At 46.0% G+C, this 13,317-nt stretch carries 11 protein-coding genes and 8 tRNA genes; 13 read left to right on the forward strand and 6 right to left on the reverse strand.

The window, feature by feature from the left end; all coding sequences use genetic code 11:
* Nucleotides 1-31: 31 nt before the first annotated feature.
* From FJQ87_RS15910 to FJQ87_RS15920, 3 genes are all read right to left on the reverse strand, one after another.
* Nucleotides 32-1,096 carry a 3-oxoacyl-[acyl-carrier-protein] synthase III C-terminal domain-containing protein gene (locus FJQ87_RS15910; protein WP_140933448.1) on the reverse strand — a complete coding sequence of 355 codons (1,065 nt, stop codon included), beginning with the start codon at nucleotides 1,094-1,096 and terminating at the stop codon, nucleotides 32-34.
* Between the two features lie 87 nt (nucleotides 1,097-1,183).
* On the reverse strand, nucleotides 1,184-1,906 hold the full coding sequence (locus FJQ87_RS15915) for a hypothetical protein (RefSeq protein WP_140933449.1): 723 nt from the start codon (nucleotides 1,904-1,906) through the stop codon (nucleotides 1,184-1,186).
* Entirely contained in the window at nucleotides 1,884-4,040 is a 2,157-nt protein-coding gene (locus tag FJQ87_RS15920) for an MMPL family transporter (RefSeq protein ID WP_140933450.1), read from the reverse strand. Before FJQ87_RS15920 ends, FJQ87_RS15915 begins: the two co-directional genes overlap by 23 nt.
* Nucleotides 4,041-4,301: 261 nt before the next feature.
* On the opposite strand from FJQ87_RS15920, the gene FJQ87_RS15925 reads away from it, so the two are divergent.
* The 8 genes from FJQ87_RS15925 (at nucleotide 4,302) to FJQ87_RS15960 (ending at nucleotide 5,253) form a co-directional block, all read left to right on the forward strand.
* Nucleotides 4,302-4,377: transfer RNA gene (locus FJQ87_RS15925), tRNA-Phe, on the forward strand.
* Nucleotides 4,378-4,423: 46 nt separating this feature from the next.
* Nucleotides 4,424-4,510, forward strand: a tRNA-Leu gene (locus tag FJQ87_RS15930).
* Between the two features lie 35 nt (nucleotides 4,511-4,545).
* Nucleotides 4,546-4,632: transfer RNA gene (locus FJQ87_RS15935), tRNA-Leu, on the forward strand.
* A gap of 28 nt (nucleotides 4,633-4,660) precedes the next feature.
* Nucleotides 4,661-4,747 (forward strand) — tRNA-Leu (locus FJQ87_RS15940).
* Between the two features lie 47 nt (nucleotides 4,748-4,794).
* Nucleotides 4,795-4,870, forward strand: a tRNA-Phe gene (locus tag FJQ87_RS15945).
* Nucleotides 4,871-4,919: 49 nt separating this feature from the next.
* Nucleotides 4,920-5,006 (forward strand) — tRNA-Leu (locus FJQ87_RS15950).
* A 47-nt stretch (nucleotides 5,007-5,053) separates the two neighbouring features.
* A tRNA-Phe gene (locus tag FJQ87_RS15955) sits at nucleotides 5,054-5,129 on the forward strand.
* Between the two features lie 37 nt (nucleotides 5,130-5,166).
* Nucleotides 5,167-5,253 (forward strand) — tRNA-Leu (locus FJQ87_RS15960).
* Nucleotides 5,254-5,479: 226 nt separating this feature from the next.
* Here the strand turns inward: FJQ87_RS15960 and rsuA are convergent.
* Nucleotides 5,480-6,181: a 16S rRNA pseudouridine(516) synthase RsuA gene (rsuA, locus tag FJQ87_RS15965; protein WP_168195213.1), complete on the reverse strand. Its 702-nt coding sequence runs from the start codon at nucleotides 6,179-6,181 to the stop codon at nucleotides 5,480-5,482.
* 205 nt (nucleotides 6,182-6,386) lie between these two features.
* Between rsuA and FJQ87_RS15970 the strand changes: the two genes are divergently transcribed.
* From FJQ87_RS15970 to FJQ87_RS15990, 5 genes are all read left to right on the forward strand, one after another.
* The gene (locus tag FJQ87_RS15970) at nucleotides 6,387-8,492 is read left to right on the forward strand and encodes a M13-type metalloendopeptidase (protein ID WP_140933451.1); all 2,106 of its coding nucleotides are present in this window, start codon (nucleotides 6,387-6,389) and stop codon (nucleotides 8,490-8,492) included.
* Between the two features lie 160 nt (nucleotides 8,493-8,652).
* Complete coding sequence (locus FJQ87_RS15975) at nucleotides 8,653-9,060, forward strand: SMI1/KNR4 family protein (protein WP_140933452.1); 408 nt, start codon at nucleotides 8,653-8,655, stop codon at nucleotides 9,058-9,060.
* Between the two features lie 24 nt (nucleotides 9,061-9,084).
* Nucleotides 9,085-9,588, forward strand: coding sequence for a DUF4447 family protein (locus FJQ87_RS15980; RefSeq protein ID WP_140933453.1), 504 nt, complete (start codon nucleotides 9,085-9,087; stop codon nucleotides 9,586-9,588).
* Nucleotides 9,589-9,866: 278 nt separating this feature from the next.
* Entirely contained in the window at nucleotides 9,867-10,331 is a 465-nt protein-coding gene (locus FJQ87_RS15985; RefSeq protein ID WP_140933454.1) for a DUF1456 family protein, read from the forward strand.
* Nucleotides 10,332-10,467: 136 nt separating this feature from the next.
* Nucleotides 10,468-12,156 (forward strand): NAD-dependent malic enzyme, encoded by a 1,689-nt coding sequence (locus tag FJQ87_RS15990; protein WP_140933455.1) that lies wholly within the window; start codon nucleotides 10,468-10,470, stop codon nucleotides 12,154-12,156.
* A 53-nt stretch (nucleotides 12,157-12,209) separates the two neighbouring features.
* Here the strand turns inward: FJQ87_RS15990 and FJQ87_RS15995 are convergent, their stop codons facing one another.
* Both FJQ87_RS15995 and FJQ87_RS16000 read right to left on the reverse strand, forming a co-directional pair.
* Entirely contained in the window at nucleotides 12,210-12,641 is a 432-nt protein-coding gene (locus tag FJQ87_RS15995) for a DUF3069 domain-containing protein (RefSeq protein WP_140933456.1), read from the reverse strand.
* Between the two features lie 16 nt (nucleotides 12,642-12,657).
* On the reverse strand, nucleotides 12,658-13,155 hold the full coding sequence (locus FJQ87_RS16000; protein WP_140934163.1) for a phosphatase PAP2 family protein: 498 nt from the start codon (nucleotides 13,153-13,155) through the stop codon (nucleotides 12,658-12,660).
* Between the last annotated feature and the right edge of the window lie 162 nt (nucleotides 13,156-13,317).

Consider the following 13,317-nt stretch of genomic DNA (forward strand, 5'->3'; position numbering starts at 1 on the left):
TGTTTGTGTTTTTCTTGGCCTTTATCCCGCTTTATGGCGCCTGCCTATGAAGATAGACAAAGCCGCCATAGATATATTTAGTCGCCTCAGCCCCGAGCACTAATACCTTATCGCCATCCTCTAGCTTACCTGAATGAATTAAGCGCGACAGACTGACCCAAATGGCCGCCGAGCCTAAATTACCTAGCTTGAAGGCATCATTAACAATGCGCTCGCGCGCTATCTGCCAATGGCTACTTAGCAAAGCATCTATATGACCATTGGCTTGATGGGGCAAAATATAAGTGAAATCACTAAGCTTATGGCCTCGAGCTAATACCGCCTCTAACCCCAACTCAAATAATTTGGGCCCCATAGCTCGCACCGCATTGGCATCATGATAAAAGCGGCTAAACTCCCCTTGCCACACTGAATCACTGCCTCCCGCCAAATAAAACCCTGGCGACTGACCAATCCCATGATGACCAATATAAATATCGCTTAAATACGACTTATCAGGCTGCCAAGCCCCTACCATCACAGCGCCCGCGCCATCACCCATTTGCATGACATTAATAAGCTGCGCCGTATCTAAAAACTCAGCGCTAAACTGACTATACACAGAGCCGGTTTCACTGCCGGTGATCACTATGGGCGCAGCGCTTGCGCCAATCATAGCCGCCGCAATTTGCAAACTATTGGCAAAGCCGCAGCAAGCTTGGCGCAGCTCTAAATAGGGCGCGCTAAATGCCAAAGCATCGCTTATCCAAGCGCTGTTACCTGGCACTTGGGTGTGCGGCGTGCAAGTATGACTAATAAGATACTGACAATCTTGCAGTTGCACCTGCGCGCTATGCTGCAACATTTGCTCTATAGCAGCCAAACTCAGTTCAATGCCATTGGGCTTAGCAGCGCTTGCCACTTGATCAAGCCGCCGACTTAAATACCTGTGCTGAACGCCAATAAGCTCGCCTAAGGCTTGCGCCTTACGCGCAATTCTTGGATTCGTCAGTGCTTCTAATGCTGTTAATAATTGCTCATTATTAACCCCGGCCCCTGGCAGTGCATGACCAATACCTAAGACACTTAATCTTTGTTCGGCAAACCTGACATTCATTAAAACCTCTGCAGATGATCATTCATCTTAAAAAAGACACGGCAAATCTAAGCGAACCTTATCAAATCAGTGCATGTTTACATGATTTCAATGCAACAGTTCATCAAGCTTGATGCCTACCGCTTCAAAATGCTGTTGATAAGGCAATAATAACTGCCCCAAGTTAGCATCCACTTGATGGCGGTAATAATGAAAGTCATAGCTTGTCGCGCCAAGCAACTTGGCATAATGACGACTGACATACACATGCTTAGCTTCATCTTTGGCAATGGCGAGACATAACTCACCAAAAGCGCGATTAGCTTGCCATTGATAACTGCCTAACTGATGCATCAACTGCGAAACCAAGGTATCAAGTACGCTAATGCTGACAAAATGGCTCGCGAGGGTTTCCCCCTTAACCAGCTGCCGATAAAAAGACTTGGCTTGTTGCTGCGCCGCTTGCGCCTCACTATGGCGCGGCACTTGATTAGCCACTAAGGTCAGCGCCTGATCGTGCCAATATTCTTCTTGGCCAATCAGCGCAAGTTGCTTGGCTGCTTGCTGATAACCGCCTTGCTCTGCCCTGCGACTTTCGCTGGCAAAGACCCACTGCGCTGATTGCTCGCCGCACAATAGCAAAGGCAATAACAAGCCTAAATGTTCAGCGAGATTATCTGAAAGATGCAATGGCTTATCATGCACTTGGCACCATTGTTTAACGTTAAGGCAGCCTTTCTCTTGCAATGAGTTTAGAGCTGTTGACCTTGATGGCACCAAGCTAGGCAGTTCTGCCAAGTTAATTGCCCTAAAGCAGCGGGGAGTGGTCATCACTAGAGCTCCTTAGTAAACGCCCATAAAGATGAGGCAGCAGCAATAAATCGGCCCACCAAGCTGCCGCTATCATTAAGGCCGACAAGCCACTTAAGTCGCGAATGGGACCAAAATCAGATAAACCCCCTAAGCCAAAACCTGCCACTAAAATTATGCTGGTTAAAGTAATGGCTGGGGTAATTTTGGCTAATGCGGCGTTCATCACTTGCCTTTGTATTGCTCCCTGCGCTGGCAATTTCAGCAGTAGATGCAAGCTATCATCCACAACAATCCCCATGATGATGCCAACAGCCACAGCGCTACCTAGACTAATGCCACCCCCTAAAAATCCCCATAAACCAAACACCCATAGAATGGGTAATAGATTCATCAATAACGCCAGAATGGCAAGCGGTATAGAGCAGCGCAGCCAAGCGACTAACACCACTAACAGCAAGGCACTCATAGCAAACGACATCAGCATGTTTATACCGTTATCGCGGCTTAATCTGGCAAACATCATTTGTGGCCCGAGCGCCTGACTCAAGGTTAAATGTGAAGGCAGCGTTTGCTGCGCCAGCCAAGCATTAATGCTCGCCTCTAATGCCAACATACTGCTGGTATCTGTTGAGCTGAGGTACACTGTAATGGCGCTCTTTGATAACTCGGCATTAAGCTCGCGCCGCAGTATATGGCTAATATCAGGGTTATCATCCAGTAAACGCTTTAACGTGCTACCACTAATGCCGGTTGCTTTTAACCAATCCACATAAGTATCAACCGATGTCACTTGGGCTTGGCTCACTAAAAATCGCTTAAATTGATTAGTAAAAGACACTACTTCTGGCTGCAACAAGCCATAAGAGCTTTTCGTTTGAGTATCCAATTGAAAATAGACATGATTTGCCCCAGAAAATTGCCGTTCTAGCACTTGGCGAGCCTGAGATAAGGGATTATCAGCACTGAAATAACTTAAGGGATCGTCGCGCACACTTAACTGAGTTAACCCAGCGCAGGCCATTACAGTGGCAACAATAGATATTGACCAAAAAAACCTTGGTTGCCGACACGCCCGAAATGCCCACCTTAATGACCACAACTTAGGCGCTTGCATTGAAGTAGTGCGCGCCCAGCGACTAAACCACAGCAACAGACTTAAATTCAGCGCTAACGCCAACAGCACAGCAAAAGTCACCATCACCCCAACCCCTTGAATAGGAGGCGATGGGCTCAACATTAATAAAGCAAAACCAACCGCAGTGGTAAGTGACGCCCAAACCATAGGTTTACCGTGTTCACTCACACTTAAGTGCATGGCTTCTGAAGGCGCTACGCCTAAACGCACATGCCGCGCCCAGCCTAAATATAAATGACAACTGCCGCTTAATAGTAAAGTCACTATGACGACTGGCACAAAGCCGCTAATCGCCGCTAAGGTCAGTGATAAGTGTCCCGCTAACGCTAAGGTTAAATACAAGCAAATGAAGACATTAGTGATGATTGCCGTAAGCCACACGAGTGAGCGCATGCGCCAATACAGACAAACCAAGATGAGCACTAATAAACCGGGAGCAAACCATAACAAGTCGGCTTTCAACACTTGGGCGTATTGCCAATTTAATGCCAAGGGGCCGTAAAAATAATGCTGACTGCCAACGGGCAATAAGCCTGCGACTAATTGACTGATCTGCGTAATAGATTGATTAAGTTGGCGCGGATTGGCCGCTTGGCTGTTAAGGTTAATCTCCACCAAACAAGTGGTGCCGTCACTGGATAACAAACTGTTTAAGCGCGGAAAGGCTTTATAAGGCAATAACTGCAAACCATTATCGGCAGATAACAGGCTTGCCACACTCAGCACAGAAGTGACCGACGCTTGCTGACCTAGCGCCTCCTCTATTGAGGTTAATAACGCAAGTTGCTGACGCCAATCAAAGCTTGATTGCAGCACTAACCATAAACTATCAGTACGTTCAAACTGCCGTTCAAATTGACTGTTGGCGATAAAATCGGCGGAATCATTAGCAAAATAGGCATCATACCGACTATTGAGTTCTAAATTCGCTAATCCTGGGGTCATAATAGCCACTAACACTAGCCAAAATAGCGGCACCCCAAGGCGATGATTAGATAAGGTTAAGATCCAAGTCATTATAATTACTTATGGTTAGCTGTACTTTAGTGTAGTCACTCACAGATAGACCTAGGCAAAGAGATTATTCATTCACTGAGCGATTGATTTAGTTTTTAGCTTAACCATTCACTTTTCAAGCCGTCAAAAAACCAATTGCGACCATAAAAACATCAGCATTAACATGGCTCGCGTAAAACTTAGGCAAAAGCGCTGATTTTTTCATTTCTCACTAGAAAAGTGTTGACTCAAATCCACAAAAGCTTTTTAATGCACGCCGTTGCCCGAATAGCTCAGTCGGTAGAGCAGAGGATTGAAAATCCTCGTGTCCCTGGTTCGATTCCGGGTTCGGGCACCAATCAATTTTTGTCTTTGATAAAAGTTGATATTAACAAGAGTACAGCGCAGGTGTGGTGGAATTGGTAGACACGCTAGCTTCAGGTGCTAGTGCCCTCACGGGCGTGGAAGTTCAAGTCTTCTCACCTGTACCATCTTGTTAATAAGTTAAACAACACAGGTTGTCAGTGCAGGTGTGGTGGAATTGGTAGACACGCTAGCTTCAGGTGCTAGTGCCCTCACGGGCGTGGAAGTTCAAGTCTTCTCACCTGTACCAATTTCTGACAATCAAAAGTGTGCGCAGTGCAGGTGTGGTGGAATTGGTAGACACGCTAGCTTCAGGTGCTAGTGCCCTCACGGGCGTGGAAGTTCAAGTCTTCTCACCTGTACCAAATTTGATGCAAATCATCTTTGGTACAAAGTCACAAGATAGTAAGATGCCCGAATAGCTCAGTCGGTAGAGCAGAGGATTGAAAATCCTCGTGTCCCTGGTTCGATTCCGGGTTCGGGCACCAATCTTGAGCATGACTTATCGTCAGACTAAGACGTTAACCAGTCAACAATGCAGGTGTGGTGGAATTGGTAGACACGCTAGCTTCAGGTGCTAGTGCCCTCACGGGCGTGGAAGTTCAAGTCTTCTCACCTGTACCAATTATTTAAGAATCTCGCGGATGCGAGTTTTTTTAGCGCAAGAATTCGCCCGAATAGCTCAGTCGGTAGAGCAGAGGATTGAAAATCCTCGTGTCCCTGGTTCGATTCCGGGTTCGGGCACCATCTCTTCGTCTATACTAAGACGTGAAATAAGTACAATGCAGGTGTGGTGGAATTGGTAGACACGCTAGCTTCAGGTGCTAGTGCCCTCACGGGCGTGGAAGTTCAAGTCTTCTCACCTGTACCAATTAAGAAAAAATCTCGCTAAGGCGAGATTTTTTTTGCCTAAAATTTGGTGAAAGACAACCCAAACCACTTTAAGCGGCTACGAGATAATAACCGTATTACTTATTATCACTATGATATGCGCCTAAACACAAAAAGGGCTTGCCAGTGGCAAGCCCTTCTTTATTGGCTGCGGTTAATGCTCAATAACACTTAACGCGCAAGCACTTATATTAACTCACGCCAACTTAAGCGCCGATACTGGCAACTTCTGCAGCGGTTAGCATGCGCCATTCACCTTCAGCTAAATCGCTATCCAGTTCAATCGCGCCAATTTGCTCACGATGCAAAGCCACCACCTTATTACCAACCGCAGCAAACATACGTTTTACTTGATGATATTTGCCTTCATTAATGGTTAATAACGCTTCATGGGAGGCCAAAATTTCAAGCTTAGCTGGCAAGGTCAGGTTATCTTCACCGCGCAGCGCTAAACCCGTAGCAAAAGGTTCGATGAGATCTTCAGTCACAGGATCTGCTAATTCCACCCGATAGCGCTTAGCGCACTGCTTTTTAGGGGATGTCACTTGATGCGACCATTGGCCATCATCAGTTATTAGCACTAGCCCTGTGGTATCGACATCTAAACGGCCAGCAATATGCAGTTTTTCCACTTGAGGCACATCCAGCAGATTTAATACTGACTGATGCACTTCATCTTGGGTTGAACAGATATAGCCTTGCGGCTTATGGAGCATGATGTAGCGATTACCCAGCACTTGGATAACCTCATCATTGAAAGTCACAATACTGCCATCCACTAGCTGTAATGAGGCATCTTTTACCATGATGCCATCAACCTTTATCTCTCCACGCTTAAGCGCTCGTTTAGCTAAAGAACGAGTCAAGCCAGTAGATTCACATATGTATTTATCAAGACGCACTGTCATACCCACCCAATCAAATAGCTGCCGATTATAGCCAAACTAAGCTAACAAGGCTTGTGATACCGCCCATAAGCCTCCACAAAATTTTAGTTACATTTTTTATTCAGTAGAACGACTGAAAAAACACCCATTAGCTTTACATTATTGCAACACCACATACCATAGGCATCATTGCCCATGTCAGGGCTCACTATAACAAGGGATATTTATGCGCAAGTTAATCTTAGGCAGCGTATGTGTGTCAGCAATCTCGCTGTTAACGGCCTGTAATCCAAGCGATATTAGCCAGCAAGCCGCAACGCCAACTACTGAGACGGCAAGCCCTGCGGTATCTAAAGTTGCCGCTGCGGTTAAGCAAGAGCTGAGCTCAGGAATTGATTTTGAAAACTTTGACAGTTCAGTGCGCCCGCAAGATGACTTTTATACCTATGTGAATGGCGCTTGGATAAACAATGCAGAAATTCCTGGCGATCAAGTGAGCATTGGCGCCTTTTATGATTTACGTGAGCAAGCCCAGCAAGACGTTAAAACCATTATTGAAGAAGTGGCCGCAACGCCTAACCTCACCCCGGGCAGTGACGAGCAAAAGGTGGCCGATTTATATCGTGCCTATATGGATGTAGCCACCATAGATAAACTTGGTGTAACGCCACTTAAGCCATATTTTGCTGAGATCAATGCTATCGCCAGCCCATCGCAATTAATGAGCTATTTTGCCCAAAGCCAAATCATGGGCGGCGGCACACCGTTTGCGTTTTATATTAATGCCGATGCCAAAGATTCAACCCGCTACGCTGCCCACATTTGGCAAGCGGGATTAAGCTTACCCGACCGCGATTATTACTTATCTGCTGAACCCAGATACCTAGAAATTCGCGCCGCCTATCTTGCTCATATTGCCAAAATGTTTACCTTGGCAGGCTTAGCCAATCCAGAAGAAAGCGCTAAGCAAGTGTTAGCCTTAGAAACCGACATAGCTAAGCTGCATTGGGATAAAGTGGAAACGCGCGATAGCACTAAAACCTACAACCTTGTTGCCACTAAAGATTTAGCGACCTTAAGTCCTGGCATTGATTGGCAAGCTTACTTAACCGCCCTTGGCGTTGATAAACAAGGTCAAATTATTATTAACCAGCCAAGCTTTATTACTGGTATGGGTAAGCTGATTAACCAAGATACTTTGCCAGAGTGGAAAACCTACCTCACATGGCAGTTATTAACTCAATTTGCGAGCGACTTGAGCACGCCACTTAACGATGAAAACTTCGCGTTTTTCTCCAAGTCCCTTAACGGTCAAGCCGAGCCAAAACCTAGGTGGAAGCTTGGGGTAGATAACGTTAATGGCGTGCTCGGTGAAATTGTCGGCAAGATTTATATCAAGCGTCACTTCACCCCAGAAGCCAAACAAAGAATGCAGCAGTTAGTTGAAAACCTGCGCTCCGCTTATGGCCAAAGTATTGATGAACTCACCTGGATGAGCCCAGAAACTAAAGTCGCTGCCAAAGAAAAGCTGGCTAAGTTTAATCCTAAAATTGGCTATCCTGACCAATGGCGCGATTATTCAGCCCTGACCATAAGCGCTAGTGATTTGGTCGGCAACATAGTCAACGCCAATCGCCTTAATCATCAATTAGAGTTAGAAAAGCTTGGCGGCCCAATAAGAAAGTGGGAATGGTTTATGACGCCACAAACCGTCAATGCCTACTACAATCCAACCATGAATGAAATCGTGTTCCCTGCGGCGATTTTACAACCGCCCTTCTTTAGTATGGATGCCGATGATGCCGTCAATTACGGCGGTATTGGCGCTGTGATTGGCCATGAGATGGGCCATGGTTTTGATGACCAAGGCGCTAAATTTGATGGTGATGGCAACCTTAAAGATTGGTGGACAGAAAAAGACTTAGTCGAGTTTACTCTGCGCGGTAACGCCCTCATCAAGCAATATAATGGCTATAAAGTCTTTGATGATTTACACGTGAATGGCGAGCTTACTTTAGGTGAGAATATTGGCGATTTATCTGGGGTCACTATCGCCTATAAAGCCTATCAAATGTCCTTAAATAACCAACAAGCCCCTGTCATTGATGGCTTAAGTGGTAATGAGCGTTTCTTTATTGGCTTTAGCCAAATCTGGCGCAGCAAGCTTAAAGATGAAGCCATGCGTAACCGGGTTGCCACTGACCCACACTCACCGGGTAAGTTCCGCGCCATTGGCTCGCTCGCTAACATGCCAGAATTCTATCAAACCTTTGATGTAAAACCTGGCGATGGCATGTATCTGCCTGACGACCAAAGAGTCAAAATCTGGTAATCGTGATTATCACGCCAGATTCGCAGTAATAACCCATAGTAATCCCCTAAGGCTGCGCCATTTTGGCGCAGCCTTTTTATCGAGTTCGCCTCACAAACGATTAGCCAGCCTTAACCACAAAAGGCTATACTGCCGCCAAATTTAGATAGCGGAACATCACATGAATGAATTGATTGAACGCCTGCAGGAACTTAACCAAACCGTTCCCGTCCCGTTGGAATTACCTGAGTATGACCAACTGGTGCAAGCCGAAGAACAACTATTAATCGGCTTTCCTCGAGAACTAAAAGAGTTTTTGCTGTATGCCAGCGATGTGATTGTTGGCCGTATTGAGCCAGTAACAGTATCAGACCCAAGCTCCCACACCTATTTACCTGAAGTCGCCTCTTACGCTTGGTCCATTGGCCTGCCGCGGGATTTATTGCCGATTTGTCAGGTAGGTGATGATTTTTATTGTATAGATCAAGAAGGTAGAGTTTATTTGTGGCAAGATGGCTATCTTGACGAAGAAACCACTTGGGAATCCTTCTGGGAATGGGTGGACAACGTGTGGCTAGCCCACTGCTAATTGGTAAGCAATAGGATAATAATTATGGCAAAGCAACCTGATTTAAATGCTGTTGAGATGCAATATTTACGCATGTCTCTCGGCCTAGATGCACAGCTACTTGCACAGTTAACCCAAACAACCGTAGAGCAAGTGCTTGCTTGGGAAGCGGGTACCACTATTGCGCCTGAATTAGTGCAAAAGAAACTGCTCGAAATCGATGAAACCATTGAACTGCGTGTTGCCGATACTTGTGATGGCATTGAAACCTTGTTTAAGCAGGAGCCTAAGCGCCGCTTAGCGTTCGTGGTGTATCCAACTCAAGCTGTGTATACCCAATACAATCCAGAATTTTTAAGCTCACTGCCGTTAACTGAGCTTTACACTACTTGCGCTTGGCGCATCAAAAAAGAATGTAAGCTAATTCTTGATGTGGAAGTCACTTTAGTGCAATTGGACGCTGAAGCTTATAAGAGCTATCGCGCCGAGCATAACTTAGGTGAAAGCCCAAATAATCGCGCCAAGTGGGCCGCGACTCAAATCAAGTAACTCGATTAAAAAACTAATCAAATGACTGAATTAATTGAGCCTTTTTAATAAGGCTCAATTGATATCAAAAAGCGGCCTTGTAGCCGCTTTTTTTATGCGCCATGTAAAGTGCCAACACGCAGGCCTTTGGAGGCGCGCTCAGCGTTTGCATCGATCTCAGCCCGCAATCTGTGCTATTATCCCGCGCAATATTTCTACAAGCTTTTTAACTAGCTATGTCAACCCGCTAGAGCCGCGATAAATGCTGCTCAGTCATCGCATATAAATGCTGGAAACCCATGATAAACAACGATAAATTTAGACAGATTCGCTACATCTTCAACTATAACAACACTCATGCCTTAAAAATATTTAAGAAGATGGGTGCGGCTATGACTGAGGCTGAATTATTGGCCTTTATGAAAAAAGAAGAAGACGCTGGGTTTGTATTGCTGAGCGATGAGCTGTTATGCCGCTTTTTAGATGGCATTATTATTGAAAAACGCGGTTTGAAAGAAGGCGCAGAATTGCCAAAACCTCTGACTGAACTCAATAACAATATGATTTTACGCAAAATCAAAATTGCCTTGCAGTTAAAAGATGATGATATTTTAGCGGCTCTTAAGATGGCTGATTTCCGCCTTTCTAAATCAGAATTAGGCGCATTATTCCAAAAGCCTGAGCACAAGAATTATCGCAATTGTGGCGATCAAATTCTGCGCTACACCATTAAAGGCTTAGGCTTAATTCACCGCGAAAAATAAGACGCTCATCGTCATTGATGCTCGGCTGCAATTGATTTTGCACAAAAAGCAGCCGACAAATACAACAAAGATCACATTCCGTGTTAACCTTAACGCATTGAACTTTCTATAACTCTAATGCCAAACAAGGTTTACCATGGAAGATAATAAACGCCCTCTGTATCTCCCTTTCGCAGGTCCTGCCATTCTTGAAGCGCCGTTAATTAATAAAGGCAGTGCTTTTAGCCACGAAGAACGAATGTTTTTCAATCTCGAAGGCCTAGTACCCCACGTGATTGAAACCATTGAAGAGCAAGCCTCGCGTGCCTACGATCAGTTCAAAAGCTTTAGCCGTGATGTCGATAAGCATATTTATCTGCGTAATATTCAAGACACCAATGAAACCTTGTTTCATCGGTTAATTCAAAACCATATTACCGAGATGATGCCCATCATCTATACCCCGACTGTGGGTAAAGCCTGCGAGCGTTTCTCTCAGGATTATCGCCGTAATCGCGGATTATTTGTGTCCTATCCCAATAAAGACCGCATTGATGACATCTTAAATAACTCCACCCGTCATAAAGTTAAAGTCATAGTAGTTACCGATGGCGAGCGCATTTTAGGCCTTGGCGATCAAGGCATTGGCGGCATGGGGATACCCATTGGTAAGTTGTCACTGTACACAAGTTGCGGCGGCATAAGCCCGGCATATACCTTGCCTATCACCTTAGATGTGGGCACGGATAATCCTAATTTATTAGAAGATCCTATGTATATGGGCTGGCGTCACCCGCGCATTGGTGGTGAGGAATACGCCAACTTTGTGGAAGCCTTTATGCAAGCCGTGCAGCGCCGCTGGCCTAATGCCCTGATTCAATTTGAGGATTTTGCGCAAAAGAATGCCATGCCACTGCTTGAGCGCTATAAAGATAAATACTGCTGCTTTAATGATGATATTCAAGGCACAGCGGCGGTGACTGTTGGCTCATTGCTGGCAGCCTGTAAAGCCGCCGGTAGCCAGCTTAAAGATCAACGCGTGGCCTTTCTTGGCGCCGGTAGCGCTGGCTGCGGCATAGCTGAAGCCATCATTGCGCAAATGGTGTCTGAAGGCATCAGTGATGAGCAAGCACGCAGCCAAATCTACATGGTCGACCGCTGGGGATTATTACTCGATAACATGCCGAATCTATTGAGCTTCCAAGCTAAGCTTGGGCAAAAAGCCGATGTTATAGGCCAGTGGCAAAACGGCAATGATAATGTGTCTTTACTTGATGTCGCGAATAACGCAAAACCTACCGTATTAATAGGTGTGAGCGGCGCGCCAGGCTTATTTACTGAAGAAATTATTAAGGCCATGCATAGTCATTGCCCACGACCTATTATCTTCCCGCTGTCTAACCCCACTAGCCGTGTAGAAGCTACCCCTAAAGACTTAATCCACTGGACTCAAGGTCAGGCGTTAGTGGCCACAGGTAGCCCGTTTGAGCCTGTGGTGTATGAAGGTAAAACCTATGAAATTGCGCAGTGCAATAATAGCTTTATCTTCCCAGGCATAGGCCTTGGCGTATTAGCGAGCGGCGCGCGCCGCGTTAGCGATGAAATGCTAATGGCATCCAGCCGCGCCTTGGCTGAATGCTCACCGTTAGCCAGCGATGGTGAAGGCGGCTTATTGCCGAAACTTGAAGATATTCATGCCGTGAGTCAATACATTGCCTTTGCTGTTGGCCGCGTGGCTATGGATCAAGACTTAGCACTGCCGACCACCAATGAAATATTAAGACAAGCGATTGAAAGTAACTTTTGGAAGCCCGAGTATCGCAGCTATAAGCGCACCTCCTTCTAAATCGTTACCCATAAAAAAACCGCCTTTCGGCGGTTTTTTTATGCTGACAAGCCTTACGCAATCACTTGCTTAATAGCATTAAGCATAGAACGATCGGTACGGGCTTTTTTCAGCTTCTTAATGCTTTCTTTGAGCGCTTGCTCAATCAGCTTAGCGAAGATCCCCGCATAAGCCTGTTCATTAACAGCATCCTCTGAATCCTGACGGTCAGCGATTTCTTGGCCAGCCATGGTCAGCTTTAACCAAGCGTGACCAATGAAGAAACCATGAAACTCAGCGTCACTGATTAACGCGCGGGCGCTGGCAGGAATAGCCTGATAATGAGTGGCAAACAAGCTGTCACTATCTAGCATTAATTGCTCATACAGATCGGCAAAAGCTTCATGCAAGCTTTCTGGCATCTCATTCATAGGAAACACTTGCGCCGCAACGTTAATGGCAGCGAGGTGAGCGGTTTCGCGGTATTGAGCACTTACTTCAGTCATAGGAATTCTCTAACGATTAGAAACGGCCGCTAATATACAGACCATACTGGCCATTGCCTACTATTGGCGTGATATTTATATTTTCATAAGGGTCAGTAAAGTACCAACCCGCTAATGCGCCAATGGCTGCGCCCGCAAGCACATCACCGACATAATGCTTGTCACTCTCAACGCGGCTATAAGCCACAAAGGTAGCGGCAACATAGGCTGGCGCGCCATATTGCCAGCCATAGCGCTGCTGAATAAATGTCGCTGCCATAAAGCTATCTGTGGTGTGGCCAGACGGAAACGAGTCATTGCCACTGCCATCTGGGCGCTCTTTATCAACCGCAAGTTTTAAGCCTTCAGTAATTAAGCGCGCTGATACCGCAGCTTTTGCCAGCTGCCACATGCCTGCATCGCCCTCTTCATAAAACACTGTGGCGGCAAGCGCACTAACAGGCAAAGCTAAGTGCACTATGTCACCACTGGTCTCTAAGCTCGAGCTTGCCAACGCAGGTGTTGAGAGCGCCATTGCTCCCACGGCCAAGAGCCACTTTTTTACTGAGGTCATTCGCGATTCCCAAAAATTAAATCCAATCAAATTTAAGTGTGTTGTGGCCAAGCCACTATCACGGGCTTTGACCATCACTATGGCTTAGTCATACCTAAGCCATAAACAAGGGCGCGATTATAA

Origin of the sequence: Shewanella sp. SNU WT4, from assembly GCF_006494715.1 — a bacterium.
Classification (GTDB): domain Bacteria; phylum Pseudomonadota; class Gammaproteobacteria; order Enterobacterales; family Shewanellaceae; genus Shewanella.